Annotated in this window: 19 protein-coding genes; 8 read left to right on the forward strand and 11 right to left on the reverse strand. The window is 53.5% G+C overall.

The genetic code is table 11. The features are described from left to right. Positions 1-124 precede the first annotated feature (124 nt). Together sulA and ompA are read left to right on the forward strand one after the other, a co-directional pair. A complete protein-coding gene (gene sulA, locus ACVV26_RS13830; protein ID WP_474797677.1) occupies positions 125-634 on the forward strand; it encodes an SOS-induced cell division inhibitor SulA in 510 nt (169 codons plus the stop codon). Between the two features lie 352 nt (positions 635-986). Continuing rightward, positions 987-2,069 (forward strand): porin OmpA, encoded by a 1,083-nt coding sequence (ompA, locus tag ACVV26_RS13835; protein WP_474797679.1) that lies wholly within the window; start codon positions 987-989, stop codon positions 2,067-2,069. Between the two features lie 96 nt (positions 2,070-2,165). Here ompA and matP read toward each other — a convergent pair whose 3' ends face one another. Further along, positions 2,166-2,621, reverse strand: a complete 456-nt coding sequence (matP, locus tag ACVV26_RS13840) for a macrodomain Ter protein MatP (RefSeq protein WP_474797681.1) — start codon at positions 2,619-2,621, stop codon at positions 2,166-2,168. A gap of 182 nt (positions 2,622-2,803) precedes the next feature. Between matP and ACVV26_RS13845 the strand changes: the two genes are divergently transcribed. Both ACVV26_RS13845 and fabA read left to right on the forward strand, forming a co-directional pair. Next, complete coding sequence (locus tag ACVV26_RS13845; RefSeq protein ID WP_474797683.1) at positions 2,804-4,564, forward strand: AAA family ATPase; 1,761 nt, start codon at positions 2,804-2,806, stop codon at positions 4,562-4,564. Positions 4,565-4,632: 68 nt separating this feature from the next. Beyond that, positions 4,633-5,151 carry a bifunctional 3-hydroxydecanoyl-ACP dehydratase/trans-2-decenoyl-ACP isomerase gene (fabA, locus tag ACVV26_RS13850; RefSeq protein WP_474797685.1) on the forward strand — a complete coding sequence of 173 codons (519 nt, stop codon included), beginning with the start codon at positions 4,633-4,635 and terminating at the stop codon, positions 5,149-5,151. 64 nt (positions 5,152-5,215) lie between these two features. Here fabA and rmf read toward each other — a convergent pair whose 3' ends face one another. From rmf to rlmKL, 6 genes are all read right to left on the reverse strand, one after another. Further along, positions 5,216-5,383, reverse strand: coding sequence for a ribosome modulation factor (rmf, locus tag ACVV26_RS13855; protein WP_002463017.1), 168 nt, complete (start codon positions 5,381-5,383; stop codon positions 5,216-5,218). A gap of 254 nt (positions 5,384-5,637) precedes the next feature. After that, positions 5,638-6,201, reverse strand: coding sequence for a membrane integrity-associated transporter subunit PqiC (gene pqiC / locus ACVV26_RS13860; RefSeq protein WP_474797687.1), 564 nt, complete (start codon positions 6,199-6,201; stop codon positions 5,638-5,640). Beyond that, positions 6,198-7,838 carry an intermembrane transport protein PqiB gene (gene pqiB, locus ACVV26_RS13865; protein WP_474797689.1) on the reverse strand — a complete coding sequence of 547 codons (1,641 nt, stop codon included), beginning with the start codon at positions 7,836-7,838 and terminating at the stop codon, positions 6,198-6,200. The genes pqiC and pqiB overlap by 4 nt, the downstream gene beginning before the upstream one ends. Next, positions 7,825-9,096: a membrane integrity-associated transporter subunit PqiA gene (pqiA, locus tag ACVV26_RS13870; RefSeq protein ID WP_474797691.1), complete on the reverse strand. Its 1,272-nt coding sequence runs from the start codon at positions 9,094-9,096 to the stop codon at positions 7,825-7,827. Before pqiA ends, pqiB begins: the two co-directional genes overlap by 14 nt. A gap of 16 nt (positions 9,097-9,112) precedes the next feature. Beyond that, positions 9,113-11,020, reverse strand: coding sequence for an ABC transporter ATP-binding protein (locus ACVV26_RS13875; protein WP_474797693.1), 1,908 nt, complete (start codon positions 11,018-11,020; stop codon positions 9,113-9,115). A 6-nt stretch (positions 11,021-11,026) separates the two neighbouring features. Next, positions 11,027-13,144 carry a bifunctional 23S rRNA (guanine(2069)-N(7))-methyltransferase RlmK/23S rRNA (guanine(2445)-N(2))-methyltransferase RlmL gene (gene rlmKL, locus ACVV26_RS13880; protein ID WP_474797695.1) on the reverse strand — a complete coding sequence of 706 codons (2,118 nt, stop codon included), beginning with the start codon at positions 13,142-13,144 and terminating at the stop codon, positions 11,027-11,029. 112 nt (positions 13,145-13,256) lie between these two features. Here rlmKL and ACVV26_RS13885 point away from each other — a divergent pair, with 112 nt between their 5' ends. After that, on the forward strand, positions 13,257-14,369 hold the full coding sequence (locus tag ACVV26_RS13885; protein WP_474797697.1) for a YcbX family protein: 1,113 nt from the start codon (positions 13,257-13,259) through the stop codon (positions 14,367-14,369). On the opposite strand, the gene ACVV26_RS13890 is transcribed toward ACVV26_RS13885, so the two are convergent. Both ACVV26_RS13890 and pyrD read right to left on the reverse strand, forming a co-directional pair. Beyond that, positions 14,366-14,908 carry a cell division protein ZapC gene (locus tag ACVV26_RS13890; RefSeq protein WP_474801855.1) on the reverse strand — a complete coding sequence of 181 codons (543 nt, stop codon included), beginning with the start codon at positions 14,906-14,908 and terminating at the stop codon, positions 14,366-14,368. The genes ACVV26_RS13885 and ACVV26_RS13890 overlap by 4 nt on opposite strands. A gap of 163 nt (positions 14,909-15,071) precedes the next feature. Then, entirely contained in the window at positions 15,072-16,082 is a 1,011-nt protein-coding gene (gene pyrD, locus ACVV26_RS13895; RefSeq protein WP_474797699.1) for a quinone-dependent dihydroorotate dehydrogenase, read from the reverse strand. 236 nt (positions 16,083-16,318) lie between these two features. On the opposite strand from pyrD, the gene ssuE reads away from it, so the two are divergent. Then, entirely contained in the window at positions 16,319-16,894 is a 576-nt protein-coding gene (ssuE, locus tag ACVV26_RS13900) for an NADPH-dependent FMN reductase (protein WP_474797701.1), read from the forward strand. Positions 16,895-16,931: 37 nt separating this feature from the next. Here ssuE and pepN read toward each other — a convergent pair whose 3' ends face one another. Continuing rightward, positions 16,932-19,544 (reverse strand): aminopeptidase N, encoded by a 2,613-nt coding sequence (gene pepN / locus ACVV26_RS13905; RefSeq protein WP_474797703.1) that lies wholly within the window; start codon positions 19,542-19,544, stop codon positions 16,932-16,934. 35 nt (positions 19,545-19,579) lie between these two features. Then, positions 19,580-19,813 (reverse strand): hypothetical protein, encoded by a 234-nt coding sequence (locus tag ACVV26_RS13910; RefSeq protein ID WP_312978723.1) that lies wholly within the window; start codon positions 19,811-19,813, stop codon positions 19,580-19,582. On the opposite strand from ACVV26_RS13910, the gene pncB reads away from it, so the two are divergent. Both pncB and asnS read left to right on the forward strand, forming a co-directional pair. Further along, on the forward strand, positions 19,812-21,014 hold the full coding sequence (gene pncB / locus ACVV26_RS13915; protein WP_474797705.1) for a nicotinate phosphoribosyltransferase: 1,203 nt from the start codon (positions 19,812-19,814) through the stop codon (positions 21,012-21,014). The two genes, ACVV26_RS13910 and pncB, sit on opposite strands and share 2 nt — an antisense overlap. 172 nt (positions 21,015-21,186) lie before the next feature. Next, a complete protein-coding gene (gene asnS, locus ACVV26_RS13920; RefSeq protein WP_474797707.1) occupies positions 21,187-22,587 on the forward strand; it encodes an asparagine--tRNA ligase in 1,401 nt (466 codons plus the stop codon). The last annotated feature ends 127 nt before the right edge of the window (positions 22,588-22,714 follow it).

A 22,714-nucleotide genomic window follows, 5' to 3' on the forward strand; every position in this document is an offset into this window, starting at 1 on the left:
TTAATTTTCTGCGGCGGAGATTTAGATAAAAGAATTGCGAGGTGCTTTCAGAAAATAAGGTTGATCTTTGTGCTGCCTGGATGTACTGTACAAACATACAGTACACGCTGGAGTTGAACACATTATGAACATTACTGCTCATTCAAATCGCTCAGTTACAACGATGCGCACAACACAAAAGCATCTGGAATTCTCAACTGCCCCGGAAATGAAAGGAATGGTCAGCGAAATTGTTTACCAGGAAGATCAACCCTGGATGACCCAGTGTGTTTTACTCCCTTTACTACAACAGCTTGGTCAGCAATCGCGCTGGCTGCTGTGGCTCACGCCCAATCAGCGGCTGAGCCGTTCCTGGCTTCAGGCCTCAGGTCTACCGCTGACTAAAGTGATGCAGGCGAGCCCATCAAATTCCTATACTACTGTCGATGCCATGCTCCGCGCATTGCGCACCGGAAATTACAGTGTGGTTATTGGCTGGTTGTCTTACGAGATGAGTGATGAGGAACATCTGGCGCTTTCAGAAGCGGCGGAAATGGGTAATGCCATCTGTTTTATCATGCGCCCTTCACGGGGGGGTGTTAACGGTACGAGACCGCGTTCTGCGCTAAAAATTCATTCTGGTTTGTATCATTAAGTAAATTTAAGACAAATCCTGGTATTACTTTTTAATATTTACAGGTCTTTGTTCATTAGTGAAATTTAAGCGGAATACGCGGCTTCCGCGACGCCCAGCCTCTCTTCGCTGGCTACATTTGCAGCAAAGATGTTAACAAATATGTACGCAAGTCGTTTTTTTTCATATGCCTGACGGACTTCACACTTGTAAGTTTTCAACTACGTTGTAGACTTTACATCGCCAGGGTTGCTCATTAATAAACCGTACAGACGGTAGAGTTACAAGTTGAGCTATAACCCCGGTGAAGGATTTAACCGTGAGCTCTTTAAGAGATGTTCATGGCCTTTTGGATGATAACGAGGCGCAAAAAATGAAAAAGACAGCTATCGCGATTGCAGTGGCACTGGCTGGCTTCGCTACCGTAGCGCAAGCCGCACCGAAAGATAACACCTGGTATGCAGGTGGTAAACTGGGCTGGTCCCAGTACCACGATACCGGTTTCTACGGTAATGGTTATGACAGCCGCATCGGTAACGGTCCGACTCACGAAAGCCAGCTGGGCGCAGGTGCTTTCGGTGGTTACCAGGTTAACCCGTACGTTGGTTTTGAAATGGGTTACGACTGGTTAGGTCGTATGCCGTACAAAGGCGACACTAACAACGGCGCTTTCAAAGCTCAGGGCGTTCAACTGACCGCTAAACTGGGTTACCCGGTTACTGACGATCTGGATATCTACACCCGTCTGGGTGGTATGGTATGGCGTGCTGACTCTAAAGCAGCATACGACAACGGTGCTGGCGGTCGTCTGAAAGACCACGACACTGGCGTTTCCCCAGTATTCGCTGGTGGTGTTGAATGGGCTGTTACCCGCGACATCGCTACCCGTCTGGAATACCAGTGGGTTAACAACATCGGTGACGCAGGTACTGTAGGTACTCGTCCTGACAACGGCATGCTGAGCCTGGGTGTTTCTTACCGTTTCGGCCAGTACGATGCTCCGGCACCGGTTGTAGCTCCGGCTCCGGCTCCGGCTCCAGAAGTACAGACCAAACACTTCACTCTGAAGTCTGACGTTCTGTTCAACTTCAACAAAGCAACTCTGAAACCGGAAGGCCAGCAGGCTCTGGATCAGATGTACACCCAGCTGAGCAATCTGGATCCGAAAGACGGTTCCGTTGTTGTTCTGGGCTTCACTGACCGTATCGGTTCTGACGCTTACAACCAGGGTCTGTCTGAGAAACGTGCTCAGTCCGTTGTTGATTACCTGATCTCTAAAGGTATCCCGGCTGACAAGATCTCTGCACGTGGCATGGGCGAATCTAACCCGGTTACTGGCAGCACCTGTGATAACGTTAAACCGCGCGCTGCTCTGATCGACTGCCTGGCACCGGATCGTCGCGTAGAAATCGAAGTTAAAGGTATCAAAGACGTTGTAACTCAGCCGCAGGCTTAAGTTACCGTTATGAAAAAACCCCGCAATGCGGGGTTTTTTTTCGCCTGTCGTTCTTAAGTGAACATGAACAAAGGCGTTCAGATAAAAAAGAGCGCTTTACTCCCCTTTACCCAGCAATGCTTCAATATCCTGCTTCAGCGTCGACATCTGGCTGGCGTACTTCTCTTTACGCTCAGCATCTTCAATGAGCTGTACGATGGTTTCAGAGAGGGTTATCCCTCTGCGCTGCGCCAGGCCAGCCAGACGCTGCCAGACCATATACTCCAGGTCGATAGACTTTTTGCGGGTATGCTGATGCTCCGCATTAAAATGACGCTTGCGACGGGCCCGAATCGTCTGCTTCATGCGGTTAATCAGCTCGGGATTAATATGCGCGTCTATCCAGTCGGCAACCTGGACGGGTTCGTTTTCCATGTTGAGTAAGAGGTCCACTGCCTCTTTGGCCGCGCTGGCTTCTCTGTACCGGGTGATCAGTTCGCCTTCGCGATGCTTCTTCACCAGATATTTCCATTTCCAGCCGCTTTCGAGATTTTCCAATTGTTGATATTTCATTGTGATCTCAGGATGACCGTATAACTCACTTCAGAATAACAGTTTTTTTCCATTTCGCTGAATTGAAATCGTAGCCTGTGACTCTCTGACTGATTCTCCCGGGCAATTGCTTGATTACGGGTGTGTCCTTGTTGCCATTACGCTATAATCGCGCCTTTAACCTCTACCTTAAAAAAGCGACTTTGACCATTAATAAACTTTCATGGCGTGCTCTGGTCACCGACACCGATCGGTACCTTGAACTGTTTACGCAGCCAAAAACGGACTCTGATTCACCGCTCGACATTCAAGCCATCCAGCCCCGTTTATGCTTTGGCCTTGAACAGTTGATCCACCCTTATTCTTCTTCCGCGTTTATGCTCGTCAGAGCGCCGGAAGAAAAAAATTATCTCGATACCGTCGCTGACTACCTGCAGGAAAACAGCCCCGCAACTGACCAGTTATTTGGTGGCCGATATTCCATTGAGAATAATACGGTTACGCTGCACCCTGCCATCAGCACTGAGGATCCCTTTACCAGTGCAGGCGAGATTGTCTCTGCCGACTGGGTCGAGACGGAACAACTCTTCGGCTGTGTGCGCCAGCCTGGCGAGAAGGTCACTTTACAGCCCGGTCTCATTCATCAGGCTAATGGCGGTGTGCTGATCCTTTCCCTCCGTGCGCTGCTTTCCCAGCCGCTACTGTGGCTGCGTTTAAAGCATATGGTCGAGCGTAACCGCTTCGACTGGTTCTCACAGGATGAAACCCGTCCGTTGCCGGTTTCGGTGCCGTCTTTGCCGCTTCAGTTGAAGGTCGTGCTGGTTGGCGATCGCGAATCGCTGGCAGATTTCCAGGAGATGGAGCCGGAGCTGAGTTCACTGGCCATTTATAGCGAGTTTGAAGATAACCTTCAGGTCGCAGATGAAGAAGCGATGAGCCTGTGGCAGCAATGGGTTTTACATATTGCAGCAACCCATGAATTGCCCACGCCTGACGCCAGCGCCTGGCCGATCCTGATCCGCGAAGCGACCCGTTATACTCAGGATCAGGAAACGTTGCCGCTTTATCCTTCTTGGATCCTGCGCCAGCTGCGCGAAGTTTCATCGTTATGCGAGGGTGAAACATTTAACGCCGAACAACTTGCATCTATGCTTGAACAACGGGCATGGCGTGAAGGCTTCCTCGCGGAACGGATGCAGGATGAGATCCTGCTCGACCAAATCCTGGTAGAAACCGAAGGCGACCGCGTCGGCCAGATTAACGCTCTGTCGGTGATCGAATTTCCCGGTCATCCACGCGCGTTCGGCGAACCTTCGCGCATTAGCTGCGTGGTGCATATTGGCGATGGCGAGTTCATTGATATCGAGCGTAAAGCCGAGCTGGGCGGGAATATCCATGCCAAAGGCATGATGATTATGCAGGCTTTTTTGATGTCGGAATTGCAGCTTGAGCAGCAAATCCCCTTCTCAGCCTCATTAACCTTCGAGCAATCTTACAGCGAAGTCGATGGCGACAGCGCATCCATGGCCGAGCTTTGCGCGTTAATCAGCGCACTGGCGGATGTACCGGTACACCAGAATATTGCCATTACCGGCTCGGTCGACCAGTTTGGCCGGGCGCAACCCGTTGGCGGGCTTAACGAAAAAATCGAAGGATTTTTTGAGATTTGCCAGAGCCGGGAATTAACCGGTAATCAGGGCGTCATTATTCCATCAGCTAACGTGCGTCATCTTTCGCTGTCGCAACCGTTACTGGACGCGGTAGAAAATGAGCAATTCTTCATCTGGGCCGTTGATGATGTGATGGATGCCTTACCGCTGCTCACCGGCTTGCCGTGGGACGCAGAGGGGCAAACAACACTGATTCAAACAATCCAGGAACGCATTGCGCAAGCGACTCAGCAAGGAGGAAGAAACCGTTATCCCTGGCCATTAGGCTGGCTTAACTGGTTCAACCACAACTGATCGGACTTGTTCAGCGTACACGTGTTAGCTAACCTGCGTGCTTCAATAAAATAAGGCTTACTGAGAACATGGTAGATAAACGCGAATCCTATACGAAAGAAGACCTTCTTGCCTCCAGCCGTGGTGAACTGTTTGGCGCTAACGGCCCGCAGTTACCGGCACCCAACATGTTGATGATGGACCGCGTCGTCAAAATGACCGAGACCGGCGGCAATTTCGATAAAGGCTATGTCGAAGCGGAGCTGGATATCAATCCAGACCTGTGGTTCTTTGGTTGCCATTTCATTGGCGACCCGGTAATGCCAGGCTGTCTGGGCCTTGATGCCATGTGGCAGCTGGTTGGGTTCTACTTAGGCTGGTTGGGCGGCGAAGGCAAAGGCCGCGCCCTGGGCGTAGGGGAAGTGAAATTTACCGGTCAGGTTCTGCCGACGGCGAAAAAAGTGACCTACCGCATCCACTTTAAACGTGTGGTAAATCGCCGTTTGATTATGGGTCTGGCCGATGGTGAAGTACTGGTTGATGGTCGGGTAATCTATACCGCCAACGATCTGAAAGTGGGCCTGTTCCAGGATACGTCTACTTTCTAAAAACCAGGCTCCTGTAAGGCGAAACCTCCGCGCTGCGGAGGTTTCTATGTCTAAAGAGACAGTGTTATGCGATTAACACTTTGACGTCCATGGCTTCTCGCCAGCCTCCAAGCCAATAAGATCTCTGATTAACAGCCTGATAGGGACACATTTCTTTTGGTCGTCCGGTCATGCCTGCTTGATAACCGCGTTGATGTGCCCGTTCCAGGCGATCTCGTTTTTGTCTCTTCATGCCTCGTTTCCCTCATCTTTGTTTCTGCTGGAAATGAAAACAGTGATTAGCAAATGCACAATCACGACTAAGCAATAACGCGAATCTCCCATCACGTCAACGCGCAAAATTCACGCCAATGTCATATTTGTGACCTATACGAAGGCAAAAAATTACAAATTGATTTACGTGGGTTTTTTATCTTATTGGTATCAAAAGAAAAGCCGCAGCAAGCCTGTACGGACTTACAGCGGCTAAAATTTACACAAAAAATTTTAACGAAGTCGTTTAATTTCTGCCGCTATACTCTGTGCTTCCTGCTGCCAGGCCTGGCCGAGAGTTTTCACCATCGCGTCATAGCCGTCCTGCTGTTGCGTCAACACAATGTTAAATGGCCGTTTTACCAGTTCGCCCTGATTATTGAGCAACCACTCGCCGCTCACTATCACCCGTCCATCGTAACGGCCATGAAATCCGGTGACGTTAACATTAAGTACCTGCTGCTCGCTGCCCAGCGGCGTCGAGGAAACCACCCACCCCGGCAACTGGCTGCTTAAATTCGCCACCAGCGTATTGCGCAGTTGCTGATCTAACGGGCTGGCCCACAGGTTGCTGTTGGCGATGTTGAACTGCACATCGGTGGTTTGATAAACCACACCGTTGCCAGCCAGATAATCTGGAATGGTGACCTGCTCCACCCACAGAAGCTGCCGGCCCTGGCTGGTAGTCTGGCTTTGGGCCTGCGGCCCGGCGGGCAGCTGATAGTACGTTTTTCCGTCGTCGCTGCTGCTGCAGGCGCTAAGCAGCGCCGCAATCAGTACCGGAAGCCACTTTCTCATTCTTTCGCCCTCTTCGGCTGTGGATCTTTTTTATCCTTCGCTTCAAACACCAGCGCGTTGCTCTTATCGTTCAGGGTGCGCAACACCGGCTGGAGTTCACGCAATACCTGATCGAGGCGCTGCATATCTGCCACCATCTTGTTGTAGGCCGCTGAGCCCGGCTGGAAGCCCTGCATACTGCGGTTCAGTTCGCGCAGTGTGCCTTGCATATCCGCAGGTAACTGTTGCATTGATTTGCTGGCCGTCAGTTGGTTCAAATTGTTCAACGTCTGCTGCAAGCGCTGCATGGTGCGTTGGCTTTCATTCAATGTATTCGTGGCCTGCTGAATCATTGGGTTAAGCGGCAAGTTGTTGATCTTATCAAGCGTCTCCAGCAGGCGCTGCTGGATTTGCGCCAGGCCGCCGCTGACGGATGGAATAATCGAGTAACCGCCGAAGCTGCGCATTCCCGACATCGCCGGCGCTTTCGGATAGAAATCAAGATCCATATACAGCGCGCCGGTTACCAGGTTGCCGGTTTTCAGCGAGGCGCGTAAACCGCGCGACACCAGATCCTGCAAATGCGCGCCGATCTCCGGGCTTTCGCCTAACTGGTTTTCCAGACGTTCAGGTTCAATACGAATCAGTACCGGAATACGGTAATCGGTACTCAGAGCCTGACGCAGCCCAGGTACAAAGTACGGTGCCTGCGCCACGGTACCGAGGCGGATCCCCCGAAATTCAACCGGTGCGCCAGGCTGCAGCCCGCGTATCGAGTCGTTAAAGAAGACTAAGTAATCAATATGTTTGGTGTACAACGAGTCCTGAATACTTTTTTGATCGTCGTACAGCTTAAATGCCGTTTTTTCGGTGATGGGTTGCCCCAGCTCCCAGCCGTCGGGAATATCAAAACTCACGCCGCCGCTGAACAGCGTGGTTAACGAGCCCATTTCCACACGCATACCCGCCGAGGTCAGATCAACAGCGATCCCGCTGTCTTTCCAGAAGCGAACATTGCTTGTTACCAGTCTGTCATAGGGCGCATTCACAAAAAGCTGATAGCTGATGGTGCGTTTTTGGGTGTCAAAAGTGCTGGTTTCCACCGATCCGACGCGGTAACCGCGAAACAACACCGGATCGCCCGGCGACAGTTGGCCCGCTTTATTACTGTCGAGCACCACACGGATCCCTTTCGCATCAGGCGGCGCCAGCGGCGGCGCATCCAACAACTGGTATTGATCTGGCACCGAGCCTTTGGTACCCGGTTTGAGTTCAATATAGGCACCGGAGAACAGCGTGTTAAGCCCACTCACCCCTTCTCTGCCAATTTGCGGTTTGACGACCCAGAACACGGAATCCTTATGCAACAACTTTTCCATGCCGGCATTTAAACGCGCTTTGATTTCCACGTGCAAAAGATCGTCGGAGAGTACCGCGCTTTCAATAACGCCCACGTCCACACTGCGGCTCTTAATGGTGGTTTTGCCACCTTCAATACCTTCAGCGTTGGTGGTGATTAATGTGACTTCCGGTCCCTGGTGGCTGTAATGGTAAAAAAGTATCCATGCGCCGATCAGCGCCGTGACGATAGGGAATATCCAGACCGGCGACCAGTTCCTGACCTTGCGCACCTGCGCTTCCCCGTTAGGTTTTTCCATGTTCTGATGACTCCTTATGGCTCATTTCAGGCTCGCGATCCCAGGACAAACGCGGGTCAAAGGTCATCGCAGCGAACATTGTAATAATCACCACCAGCGCAAACATCACTGCGCCGATAGCGGGATAAATGCTCATTAAGGCGCCCATGCGCACCAGCGCAGAGAGTACGGCAATAACAAACACATCAATCATTGACCAGCGCCCAACAAACTCCACCACTTCATAAATCAGGTGCATACGTTCGCTGTCGCGCTGCCCGTGCCCTTTGGCATCCCAGCACAACCAGGCAATGGCGATCATTTTTAACGTCGGGACCAGAATGCTGGCGATGAAAATGACCAGCGCCACCGGATAGGAACCCTCGCTCCAGAGCAAAATAACCCCGGCAAGAATGGTCGACGGCATCTTGTCGCCAAGCAGGTCGGTGATCATGATCGGCAAAATATTGGCGGGAAGATAAAGAATGATGGCGGTGAATAACAGCGCCAGTGTCCATTGCAGGCTGTTCTTGCGCCGCACATGGCCATGCGTTTCGCAGCGCGGGCAGCGGGTGTTATCAGCGGGGAGAATAGCGGTACAACAGCGGCATGAACGTAGGCCCTGGCGTATTCCCGGCACGCCGACGCGCAACGGCGTGGCAAGTACCGGCATCGGTGCTATATCATCCCATAGCCAGCGGCGATCCACGCATTGAAAAGCACGCAGTTGCAACACGCAAAACAGACACCAGGGAATAAAACTGCTGCCAACGCCGATATCGCCATAGGCCATCAGTTTTACAAAACTCACTAATACCCCGGCGAGGAAAATCTCCGCCATTCCCCAGGTTTTGAGATTAAACAGAATGCGGGCCATCGCCCGCTTCAGGCTGCCCGGCAGGGCGACGCGGTTGACCAACAGCAGGATAGTCACCAGGCAAAACGCGGGCACCAGCTGGACGAACAGCATAAAAAGCGAGCCCAGGCTGGCATAATCTTCCGAAAACATCACGCCGGGGATTTCCAGCAGCGTAACCTCGCTGGTAATGCCCGCCACCTTCATATTCACGAAGGGAAAAAGGTTGGCCAGCAGCAGCATAAATAGCGCCGCCAGCGCATAGGCGGTAGGCCGCTGGCGCGGCGCGGCCCACTGTGTTGTTAATGTCGTGCCGCAGCGTGGGCAGTTGGCTTTGTGGCCCTCTTCCAGCTTTGGCAATAACACCAGCATGTCGCACTGCGAACACAGAATATGTTTCGCTGCATGGTGCTGTTCACACATGCCGCCCTCCCTATGGCTATCCACCGTTTTTTAACGATTCAAGGTATTCCCAACGTTCGAAAGCCGCCTCAAGCTCTTGCTCTGCGCTCGCCAGTTTTTCCAGCACGCTTTGCGTGACGTCATGAGGTTGATTAAAGAAGGATGCATCGCTAACCTGCGATTGCAGGGCTTCCAGCGCGGCTTCCAGGGCTTCCATGCGCTGCGGCATCTGCTCTAATTCGCGCTGCATGTTATAGCTTAGTTTGCCGCTGGCTCGTTTGACAGTTTCTGCTTTCGCAACCGTCACTTCGGGCTCTTTTTTCGCTACCGGCGCACGTGCAATGGCCGAGGAAGCCTGCTGTCCACGCGCATCGTGATAGCCGCCAACATACTGCCCGATGCGCCCTTCGCCTTCGAAGATCCAGCATTCGGTCACGGTATTGTCGACGAACTCACGGTCGTGGCTCACCAGCAGCACGGTTCCCTGATAGCCGTCGATCAACTCTTCCAGCAGCTCCAGGGTTTCTACATCCAGATCGTTAGTCGGTTCATCGAGAATCAACAGATTGCTGGGTTTCAGAAAAAGACGTGCCAGCAGCAGGCGGTTGCGTTCTCCGCCGGAGAGTGCGCGTACCGGCGTCATGGCGCGTTTAGGGTGGAATAAAAAGTCCTGTAAGTAACCCAGTACATGGCGCGGCTTGCCGTTAACCATGACTTCCTGTTTCCCTTCCGCGAGGTTATCCATCACGGTACGCTCAGGATCCAGCTCAGCGCGGTGCTGATCGAAATAGGCGATTTCCAGTTTGGTGCCGACGTGAACGCGCCCGCTGTCGGCGTTAAGTTGACCGAGCATCAGTTTCAGTAACGTGGTTTTGCCGCAGCCGTTCGGGCCCACCAGCGCAATTTTATCGCCGCGTTGTACCTGGGCGCTGAAATCACGCACCAGGGTTTTGCCCTCGATGCCATAATTCACATCCTCAAGCTCAAACACGATCTTGCCGGAGCGGGTCGCTTCTTCTACCTGCATTTTGGCGCTGCCCATGACTTCACGGCGCTCGCTGCGTTCACGGCGCAGGCTTTTCAACGCCCGGACGCGGCCTTCATTACGGGTGCGGCGGGCCTTGATGCCCTGGCGGATCCAGACTTCTTCCTGGGCCAGTTTCTTATCGAATTCGGCATTTTGCAGTTCTTCTACGCGCAGCGCTTCTTCTTTCGCCACCAGATATTGATCGTAGTCACCCGGATAAGAGACCAGCTTGCCGCGATCGAGATCGACAATGCGCGTCGCCATATTGCGGATAAAAGAACGGTCATGGGAGATGAAAATAATGCAGCCCTGGAAGGTTTTTAAAAACCCTTCCAGCCAGTCGATGGTTTCGATATCCAGGTGGTTGGTCGGTTCATCAAGCAGCAGTACGCGCGGCCCACTGACCAGCGCCCGGCCCAGCGCGGCTTTACGCAGCCAGCCGCCAGACAGCGCCGCCAGTTCCATATCGGCGTTCAATCCAAGCTGCATCAGCACTTCAGAAATGCGGTTCTCAAGCTGCCACAGGCCATGATGATCGAGCAGCTCCTGCACCCGCGCCAGCTCGGCCAGATTTTTATCGCTCGGGTCCTGCATCACCAGATGGGAAACATCATGGTAGCGTTTGAGGTATTCCGCCTGTTCTTCGATACCCTCGGCAACGAAATCATACACGCTACCGGTGACGTTGCGCGGTGGGTCCTGTTGCAGACGCGCCACCACTAAATCCTGCTCGAAAATCAGCCGTCCATCGTCCAGGCCCACTTCGCGGTTGAGGATCTTCATCAGGGTCGATTTACCGGCCCCGTTACGCCCCACCAGACAAACCCGTTCGTTGTCTTCGATGTGCAGTTCGGCGTTATCAAGAAGCGGTGCGTCGCTGTAAGACAGCCACGCGCCATGCATACTGATTAATGACATAAATAATTATTTCCCGGTCTCGTGAGTAACCAGCCAGCAGTTATGGATCTGGCGATTACGGGCAAAATCTTGCGACAGCGTTTTCTCGGTAATTTCCTGCGCCTTCAGGCCCAGTTCCGCCAGGCCAGGCAGATCCATTTTGAAGCCACGTTTGTTATTGGAGAACATAATGGTGCCGCCAGGGTTCAGCAGGCGCTTGAGATCCTTCATTAACGTCAGGTGATCGCGCTGAACATCAAACGAGGCTTCCATCCGTTTTGAGTTAGAGAACGTCGGCGGATCGATAAAGATCAGGTCAAAACGCTCGGTAGATTCAGCCAGCCAGCCCAGGCAATCGGCCTGGATCAGACGATGGTTGCGCCCCGTTAAGCCGTTCAGGCGCAGGTTACGTTCCGCCCATTCCAGATAGGTACGCGACATATCTACCGTGGTGGTGCTTTTCGCGCCGCCCAGCCCGGCGTGAACGCTGGCGCTGCCGGTGTAGGCAAACAGGTTAAGAAAATCTTTGCCTTTGCTCATCTGGCCCAGCATCCGGCGCGCGATGCGGTGATCGAGGAACAGACCGGTATCAAGGTAATCGGTCAGGTTGACCCAGAACCGTGCGTTGTACTCGCGCACTTCCATAAATTCTTCTTTCTGCGCGACTTTCTGATACTGACTTGCGCCCTTCTGGCGCTCGCGGGTTTTCAGCACCAGCTTATTCGGGGCGATTTCCAGCACCTGGATCGTCGCGGCGATGACATCAAACAGACGCTGGCGTGCCTTATTGGCATCGACGGTTTTCGGCGGCGCGTATTCCTGAATCACCACCCAGTCGGCGTAACGGTCCACCGCCACGTTATAATCCGGCAGGTCGGCATCATAGAGGCGGTAGCATTCAATCCCTTCCTGTTTCGCCCACTTATCCAGCTTTTTGAGATTCTTGCGTAAGCGGTTGGCGTAGTCTTCCGCGATGCGCCCCTGTCCGCCTTCACTACTGCCCGCAGCTAAATGATAGTTTTTCTGAACGCAGTCCAGTGGACCGTTTTTGGCTTTGAACTGGCGATCGGCGCGCAGTTGCAGACAGCTCAGCAATTCCGGCGAGGCGCTGAACAGCGATAAATTCCAGCCGCCAAACTGCTGCTTCATAGCGCGGCCCAGCAGGCTGTGCAGAGCGATCAACGCCGGTTCACTTTCCAGACGCTCGCCGTACGGCGGGTTGCTGATGACGGTACCAAACGGGCCTTTCGGCAACGGGTTGGTCAGTTGCGCCACGTCGCTGACGCTAAAAGAGATAATGTCGGCCAGGCCGGCGCGACGGGCGTTGCTGCGCGCGCGTTCGATGACGCGCGGATCGTTATCAGAACCCCAGAAGCGCGACTCGTATTCGCCCAGCCCACGGCGCGCCCGCACCTGGGCATCCGTTTTCACGCTTTTCCAGATCTCGTCGTCATGCTTCGCCCAGCCGCTAAAGCCCCAGCGGGTGCGGTGCAGGCCCGGCGCGCGATCGGTGGCGATCATCGCCGCTTCAATTAACAGCGTGCCGGAGCCGCACATCGGATCGATAAGCGGGGTACCCGGCTGCCAGCCGGAGCGCTGCACGATAGCTGCCGCCAGAGTCTCTTTGATCGGCGCCTGGCCGGTTGCGTCACGGTAGCCGCGCTGATGCAGGCCGTCGCCGCTGAGATCGAGGGCAATGCTGGCGGTCTCTTTATTCAACCAGACGTTAATGCGCAGGTCCGGCTGTTCTTTATCGACATTCGGGCGCGGCAGATTTTTCCGGGTAAAGGCGTCGACAATTGCGTCTTTTACCTTCAGCGCGCCGTACTGGCTGTTACGGATAGTGTCGTTTAAGCCACTGAAATGGACAGCGAATGTCGCCCCTGGCGCAAACATCGCGGTCCAGTCGATCGCCTGCACGCCAAGATACAGATCCAAATCGCTGTAGACTTTGCATTCGCTAAGCGGCAGCAGAATGCGTGATGCCAGGCGGCTCCACATCAGGCTCGAATAGAGCAGATGCGCGTCGCCTTCAAAATGTACGCCGCCCTGGACCACCTGAGCGTTTTGCGCACCCAAATTTTCCAGTTCGGTTTTTAACAGTTCTTCAAGGCCGCGCGCCGTACTGGCAAATAAAGCATTCATATCGTCACTTATCACTTAAGAAAATTGTTGCGCATTATAGCCAATCCGCCCCGCATGTCATAAAGTTGCCCTTCTATTTCTTCACCTTCTTTTACTTTCCTGGGAGTGCGCAGTGGTCTTTTTATCTCGTCTTGCAATTCATCCGGTCAAATCCATGCGCGGTACTCAACTCTCTCATGCACAGGTAAGTTTAAGCGGGCTGGCGTTTGATCGCATTTTCATGGTGACAGAAACTGACGGCACCTTTATTACCGCGCGCCAGTATCCCCAAATGGTGCTGTTTACCCCGGCGATTATGCATGATGGTTTACATCTGCGCGCGCCGGATGGCAGCAGCGCCGTGGTGCGTTACAGCGACTTTGCCGCCGCTGCGCAGCCGACGGAAGTCTGGGGCAATCACTTCACCGCGCTGGTCGCCCCGCAGGCAATTAACCAGTGGCTGAGCGGTTTCTTTTCCCGCGAGGTGCAACTGCGCTGGGTGGGGCCGGAACTGACGCGCCGGGTCAAGCGCCATGAAGCGGTGCCGCTCTCCTTCGCGGACGGCTATCCCTATCTGTTAGCTAATGAAGCCTCGCTGCGCGATCTGCAACAGCGCTGCCCGGCCAGCGTCAAAATGACCCAGTTCAGACCGAATATCGTGGTATCCGGCGCGCAGGCCTGGGAAGAAGACACCTGGGATGTGATTCGCATTGGCGGCGTGACCTTTGATGTTGCCAAGCCCTGTAGCCGCTGTATTTTTACTACCGTCAGCCCGGAGCGCGGCATGAAGCACCCTTCCGGCGAACCACTGGCGACGTTGCAGTCGTTCCGTACCGCACAAGATGATTCCGGCGATGTGGATTTCGGCCAGAATCTCATCGCCCGGGAAAGCGGCATTATTCACGTTGGCGATGAAGTGGACATTCTGAAAACCAAACCGGCGCGCGTCTACGGTCCGGGTGAAGTTGCTCAGTCCATTGAAGTAGAAACCGCACCGCAAAGCGCGGTGGCTATTACCTGGCAAGGCGCGACATTCAAAGGCAATAACCAGCAAATTCTGCTGGAGCAGCTTGAGCAACAGGGCATCCGCGTTCCTTACTCGTGCCGGGCAGGCATCTGCGGAAGCTGTCGGATTCGGTTAGTCGACGGGGAAGTGAAAGCGCTAAAACAGAGTGCAGTGGGCGACGATGGCACCATACTGTGCTGTAGCTGTATTCCGGTTGGGGCCGTTACCCTGGAAAGTTAAACGGCCTGGTCGAGGCTAAGGCTTTGCGCCACTGGCTGCGGTCTTAGCCTGTCGTTCATGATTTTAATCGCATCACCCAACTGCATCGTGCGCCCGGCGAGCGTTAAACCGGGTTGCGCCAACAGGCACAGCGCCGCATTGTCACCCGGCTCCACTACCAGCAGGCTGACGCTCTCCTGGGTATCACTCAAATACACACATGCAGGGTCGCCGCAAACCGGCTGCCAATAATCATCATGGGAAAGGAAATGCCAGCTTTTCGGCATTTGCGGTTTCAGGAAGCGTATCGCCACTAGCGCATTCAATACCAGCTCAGCACGCTGATCTTTAGATAATTGCAAATCGCGGCATTTTTCTTCGAAGGTGAAATAAAGCGCAGCATCATCAACGCAAAAGCCGCTGGAGGAAAAAGCATCGGGGGTGAGCATTTTGCGGGCGAAGCGCGAACGGAATAGCATGCCATTAGCCAGGTCGAGCATCATTCTGTCGTGCTCGTCATCAAAATACCAATGCCAGTTATCGTCCGGTTTAATGCGCATCATTTTTTCCCCACATCTGCCAGCGACGAAATATCATCCTTTTTGCCGCTTCGTTTAAAACCCTAATAAAGAAAAGACTAAAATGTCTAAATTAGCAACTGCGCCCGAATATAAAACAACCAGGGCTCAAAATAAAGCCTTGGTTGTCTGTAAGTCAAAAAGCTTAGATATGGGTTACGATTTCTTTAATCAGCGGCGGGCCTTTAAAAATAAAGCCGGAATAAATCTGAATCAGCGTTGCGCCTGCCGCCATCTTCTCGCGCGCCGCCATCAGCGAATCAATGCCGCCAACGCCAATAATCGGCAGTCGACCATTTAATTCCTGAGATAACAGGCGAATAATTTCGGTGCTTTTTAATTGCAATGGACGGCCGCTTAAGCCCCCCATTTCATTACAGTATTTCATACCTTCAACCAGCGAACGGTCGAGGGTGGTATTGGTGGCGATAACCCCATCAATATTATGGCGAACTAAACTGTCGGCGACCTGGATCAATTCCTCCAGGGAAAGATCCGGCGCGATCTTCACTGCCACAGGAACATATTTATGATGCTGTTTTTGCAGTTCTTGTTGCTTATTTTTTATCGCACTTAACAGATCGTCCAGCGCTTCGCCATATTGCAGCGAACGTAAACCCGGGGTATTTGGAGAGGAGATATTAATCGCGATATATCCGGCATAGGGATACACTTTATCCATACAAATCAGATAGTCATCTTTACCCTGCTCGACCGGCGTGTCTTTATTTTTGCCAATATTAATCCCCAGCACGCCGTCGAAATGCGCTTTCTTGACGTTATCAACCAGGTTGTCGACGCCCATGTTGTTAAAGCCCATGCGGTTGATCAACCCTTCAGCTTCTACCAAACGGAAGATCCGCGGCTTATCGTTACCCGGCTGCGGGCGCGGCGTCACGGTGCCGATCTCGATCGATCCAAAACCCATCGCGCCCAGCGCGTCAATGCATTCGCCGTTTTTATCCAGCCCTGCCGCCAGGCCCAGCGGGTTTTTAAATGTCAGCCCCATGCAGGAAACAGGTTTTTCCGGTACGCGCTGGCGCACCAGCCGCTCAAACGGCGTGCCGGTAATACGGCGCAATTGCTGGAAGGTCATTTCATGAGCGCGCTCTGGATCGAGCTGAAAAAGGGCTTTACGAACGAAGGGGTAGTACATGAACTCTCCTGGATTCCCGGTATGCAGACCGGGGCGCTATTATCCGTGAATGCGCTCACAAAGTGAATTGACTTATGGCAAAAAAGCAATCGTTTTCGGCCATTACGGTGATTTATGCGAAATTTGGCATTGCTCCGACGGAAAAATCACTTAGCCCAGGCCAGCGGATCTGCGACACTGATGCTAAATGTTATTAATGTTATCAACTTGAAAACCATGAGTTATAAGGAGCTGTCATGCGCATTATCACCCTGGCCGGTAGCCCTCGCTTTCCCTCCCGCTCCAGCGCGTTGTTAGAATATGCCCGCGATCGGCTTAGTGCACAGGATGTGGAGGTCTATCACTGGCATCTGCAAAACTTCGCGCCGGAAGATCTGATCTATGCGCGCTTCGACAGCCCGGCACTGAAAACCTTTAACGCGCAGCTGGCAGAAGCTGACGGGCTGATCGTAGCGACGCCGGTTTATAAGGCTTCCTTTGCAGGCGCGCTGAAAACGCTGCTCGATTTATTACCCGAACGCGCGCTGGAGAAAAAAGTCGTTTTGCCGCTGGCAACAGGCGGCAGTGTGGCGCATTTGTTGGCAGTGGATTATGCCCTGAAGCCGGTATTAAACGCGCTCAAAGCGCAGGAGATTTTGCATGGCGTCTACGCTGACGACAGTCAGGTGCTGGATTATCAGCATAAGCCGGTGTTTAGCGCTAATTTGCAGCATCGGCTGGACGACGCGCTGGATACCTTCTGGCAGGCGTTACACCGTCACGATACGTCCCATCTGGCGTTAAAATGGCCGGAGAACTTGCTGTCGGCGTAATGAAAAACGCCCTTCCATCGGGAAGGGCGTTTGGTTATCAGGCAAGCGCCTTGGTGATTTTCTCGAACAAATCCCCGGAGAGATTCGGCAGCGCTTTAAGCTGCTCCAGCGCAGCGCGCATCAGCTGCTGACGATTTTCATCGTAGCGCTTAAGGCGAATCAGCGGTTCGATCAGGCGTGACGCCACCTGAGGGTTGCGGCTGTTCAGTTCGGTCAGCATTTCCACCATAAACTGATAGCCGCTGCCATCCGCTGCATGGAACGCCAGCGGGTTATTCATCGCAAACGCCCCAATCAGCGCGCGGGTGCGGTTCGGGTTGCTCATGCTGAATGAGCGGTGGGTAAGCAGCGAACGCACCGTGGCGAGGACATTTTCCGCCGGGCTGATAGCCTGAAGCATCAGCCACTTATCCATTACCAGCCCATCCTGATGCCACTTATCATCATACTCCGCCAGCAGCGCCGCACGGCACGGCAACTGCGCCGCGACCGCTGCCGACAGCGCGGCAATCGCGTCGGTCATGTTGTCCGCATGGTGATACTGGGCGGTAATCAGCTTATCGGCCAGTTCGGCATCGCCAAACGCCAGATAGTGCAGGCAGGTATTACGCAGCGCGCGTTTGCCGATGTCGGCATGCTCGATACGATAACCGTCGAGTTTGTTGGCGTTGTAAACCGCTAAAAACTCATCCGCCAGTTCCGTCGCCAGGGTGCGGGTTAGCGCACCGTGCACAGCGGCAATCGCCAGCGGATCGATGATCTCAAACAGTTCCGCGATTTCATTTTGCGAAGGCAGTGTGAGGATCTCCGCCGCCAGCGCCGGATCGATATGCTCATCCAGCAGGATCGCGCGGAACGCATCCGCCACGTGCAGCGGCAGCGACAGCGGCTGGCCCTGCTGTTGGCGCACCACGTTCAGTTTAATATGCGTCGCCAGCAAGCTTTGCGCCGCATCCCAGCGGGAGAAATCATTGCGGGCGTGACGCATCAGGAACGTCAGTTGCTGATCGCTCCATTTATATTCCAGTTTCACCGGCGCAGAGAATTCGCGCAGCAGCGACGGCACAGGCTGGAAATAAACGTTATCAAACACAAAGGTCTGCTCGGCCTGGGTCAGGTTAAGCACGTGATGGACCGGATGTCCGTTGTATTGTAGCGGGATCACCTTGCCTTCGTTATCGTACAGCTCAATGTCAAACGGAATGTGGAGGGGATGTTTCTCCGTTTGCTCGGCGGTAACCGGCGTTCGCTGACTGATGGTCAGAGTATATTGTTCGGTTTCCGGGTTATAGTCGTCCTGAACGCTCACGACCGGCGTACCGGCCTGGCTGTACCAGCGGCGGAAATGGGACAAATCAACGTTCGACGCATCTTCCATTGCCTGCACAAAGTCATCGCAAGTGGCGGCGCTGCCGTCATGGCGCTCGAAATAGAGTTGCATCCCCTTCTGGAAATTCTCTTCACCCAGCAGAGTGTGCAACATGCGGATCACTTCAGAACCTTTCTCATACACCGTCAGGGTATAGAAGTTATTCATTTCAATAACTTTATCCGGACGGATCGGGTGCGCCATCGGACTGGCGTCTTCCGCAAACTGCATAGCACGCATAGTTCGCACATTACTGATGCGATTGACCGCGCGCGAGCCCAAATCGGAGCTGAATTCCTGATCGCGGAACACGGTCAGCCCTTCTTTCAGGCTGAGCTGGAACCAGTCACGGCAGGTGACGCGGTTGCCGGTCCAGTTATGGAAATATTCATGGCCAATCACGCGTTCAATGTTGAGGTAGTCTTTATCGGTCGCTGTTTCCGCACGCGCCAGCACGAATTTGGAGTTAAAAATGTTTAGGCCTTTATTCTCCATCGCGCCCATGTTGAAGAAATCAACGGCGACAATCATGTAAATGTCTAAGTCATACTCCAGACCAAAGCGGGTTTCATCCCACTTCATGGAGTTTTTCAGCGAGGTCATCGCCCAGGAAGCGCGGTCGAGGTTGCCGCGATCGACATACAATTCCAGTGCCACTTCACGCCCGGAGCGGGTGGTGAAGGTATCGCGCAGTACGTCGAAATCCCCCGCCACCAGCGCAAACAGGTAGCATGGCTTCGGGAACGGGTCCTGCCACTCTACCCAGTGACGACCATTTTCCAGGTCGCCCTGGCTTACGCGGTTGCCGTTGGAGAGCAGATAAGGATATTTGGTTTTATCAGCAATGATTTTGGTGGTGAAGCGCGCCAGAACGTCCGGGCGATCCAGATACCAGGTAATATGCCGGAAGCCTTCGGCTTCGCATTGCGTACACAGCGCTTCGCCAGACTGATACAACCCTTCCAGCGCCGTGTTCGCCGCTGGGCTGATTTCATTGACGATTTTCAGCGTAAAGCGGGCGGGCAGTTGCTCAATAATCAGGGCATTGTCTTCTAAGCGATAATGGGGCCACGCTTCATCATTCACATCGAGAGAGACAAGCGTTAAGGATTCGCCATCGAGGCGCAGCGGCGCATCCGACGCCTGCGGGCGATTCACCTGGCTAATCGCGGTAACACGCGTTTTTTGCGCATCCAGCTCAAAGGTTAAATCGATGTCGCTGATGAAATAATCCGGCGCACGATAATCGTGGCGGTATTTGGCTTGTGGCAATTGAGTCATAGAAACCTTATCCATCGTCCGTAGAGTATCGTGCTTCAGTCTATTCTCGTTGCGAAAATGTTGCCATGCAGAATCTTTATCTTTTCTGGCGGTGTAACGCCTTTTACTACATTCGCATAACATGCGGCACAAAATGCGCTCGACCCGCCCTGCTTGTTATGTTGTGATCCTGCTTCAATAAACGGATAATCAGGGTATACTCCTGCGTCTTTATCTGCTTTCGCTATCCCAGGAAACGCGCCTGTTAGAGGATGCCAGTAACGCGCCATGACACAATATGCTTCCCCTATGTTGCACTCGTTGTTGGACACCGATGCTTATAAGCTTCATATGCAGCAGGCTGTGTTCCATCATTATCAGGGCGTGCATGTCGCCGCAGAATTTCGCTGCCGCGGCGATGATTTGTTAGGTATTTATGCGCAATCCATTCGCGAACAAGTGGATGCGATGCAGCATCTGGCGCTGAGCGAAGACGAATATGCGTGGCTCGCGAAACTGCCATTCTTCAAAAGCGATTATCTGGCCTGGCTGAAAAATTTCCGCTACGACCCGTCGCAGGTGGAAATCGTCAACGATAACGGCAAGCTGGATATCCGTCTTTCCGGCCCGTGGCTGGAAGTGATTATGTGGGAAGTCCCGCTGCTGGCGGTGATCAGCGAGCTGGTGCATCGTTATCGAACCCCGGATATCACCGTCCATAACGCCCTCGATCATCTCGAAACCAAACTGGCGGACTTCAACACCGTCACTGCCGGCCTGCCGCTGGACCGTTTTTATCTTATGGATTTCGGCACCCGCCGCCGTTTTTCCCGCGAAGTGCAGCAGGCTATTGTCGAGCGCCTCCAGCAAGAATCCTGGTTTGTGGGCACCAGCAATTACGATTTAGCCCGCCGCCTGAACCTGACGCCGATGGGTACCCAGGCGCATGAATGGTTCCAGGCGCATCAGCAAATTAGCCCAGAACTGGCTAACAGCCAGCGCGCCGCGCTTCAGGCCTGGCTTGATGAATATCCTCACCAGCTCGGGATCGCCCTGACGGACTGCATTACCATGGACGCGTTTTTGCGCGACTTTGGCCCGGAATTCGCTACCCGCTACCAGGGCCTGCGCCACGACTCCGGGGATCCGGTTCAATGGGGCGAAAAAGCCATCGCCCATTATGAAAAACTGCAGATCGATCCGCTGAGCAAAACCCTGGTGTTTTCCGATAATCTCGATCTCAATAAAGCGATTGATCTCTACCGTCATTTCGCATCGCGCGTCAAACTCGGTTTCGGCATTGGCACCCGCCTGACCTGCGATATTCCTGGCGTACAGCCGCTGAATATTGTGATCAAATTGGTGGAATGTAACGGCAAACCGGTCGCCAAGCTCTCGGACAGCCCCGGTAAAACCATCTGCCACGATAAAGCCTTTGTGCGCGCCCTGCGTAAAGCCTTCGATTTACCGCAGGTTAAAAAAGCCAGTTAATCCCCGGTTCAGGGAGTTTTTCACCTCCCTGAACGCCATCACTTTGTGTTTTCTTTATTTCCTGACACGAATTCTGCTTGTCTGCCAGCGCCCGCCAGGTAACATAGATAACCCTCCCCCCGTTGGGTGGATAAGCGATTTTTATTATTGACTACTAACCAGAGAGATAATTATGAGCGTTGTGCCTGTAGCCGACGTACTCCAGGGCCGCGTTGCCGAAGACCTAGAAGTCACCGTGCGCGGATGGGTGCGTACCCGTCGAGATTCAAAAGCTGGCATCTCCTTCCTCGCCGTCTATGACGGTTCCTGCTTTGATCCTATACAGGCTGTCATTAATAATTCTCTACCCAATTACAATGATGACGTTCTGCGCCTGACGACCGGCTGTTCGGTAATTGTAACCGGCACCGTGGTGGAATCTCCGGGCCAGGGCCAGAGCTTTGAACTGCAGGCGACCCATGTGGAAGTGACCGGCTGGGTTGAAGATCCAGACACTTACCCGATGGCCGCCAAACGCCACAGTATTGAGTACCTGCGCGAAGTGGCGCACCTGCGTCCGCGTACTAACATGATCGGCGCGGTGGCCCGCGTTCGCCACACTCTGGCGCAGGCGCTGCATCGCTATTTTGACGAGCAGGGCTTCTTCTGGGTTTCTACCCCGCTGATCACCGCCTCTGATACCGAAGGCGCAGGCGAGATGTTCCGCGTGTCCACGCTGGACATGGAAAACCTGCCGCGCAACGATCAGGGCAAAGTCGATTTCGATAAGGACTTCTTCGGTAAAGAAGCCTTCCTGACCGTTTCCGGCCAGCTCAACGGCGAAACCTACGCCTGCGCGTTGTCCAAAATCTACACCTTCGGCCCGACCTTCCGCGCTGAAAACTCCAACACCAGCCGCCACCTGGCGGAGTTCTGGATGCTGGAACCGGAAGTGGCGTTCGCTACCCTGGACGATGTCGCGGCGTTAGCCGAAGGCATGCTGAAATACGTGTTCAAAGCGGTGCTTGACGAACGTATGGACGACATGAAGTTCTTCGCTGAACGTGTGGATAAAGACGCGATTGGCCGTCTGGAGCGTTTCATTACCGCTGACTTCGCTCAGGTGGACTACACCGATGCGGTGAAAATCCTCGAAACCTGCGGCGAGAAGTTCGAGAACCCGGTTTATTGGGGTGTCGATCTGGCCTCCGAACATGAACGTTATTTAGCTGAAAAACACTTTAAAGCGCCGGTTGTTGTCAAAAACTATCCGAAAGATATTAAAGCGTTTTACATGCGACAGAACGAAGATGGTAAAACCGTGGCGGCAATGGACGTACTGGCCCCGGGCATCGGCGAAATCATCGGTGGCTCCCAGCGTGAAGAGCGTCTGGATGTACTTGATGTGCGTCTCGAAGAAATGGGCCTTAATAAAGAAGATTACTGGTGGTACCGCGATCTGCGCCGTTACGGCACCGTACCGCACTCGGGCTTTGGGCTCGGTTTTGAGCGTTTAATTGCTTATGTAACCGGCGTTCAAAACGTTCGCGACGTGATACCTTTCCCACGTACACCGCGCAACGCCAGTTTTTGATCCAAAAAAAGCCGGGTTTTCCCGGCTTTTTTACGTTCTGCTGTGTCAATTTTCGTCTACATAAATTCAACATTTGTGCACTTCAACCCCTCTCTCCGACGGCTAACGTAACCGGGTATTACCTCGA

It is taken from the genome of Atlantibacter sp. MEI4A-1023 (assembly GCF_056155425.1).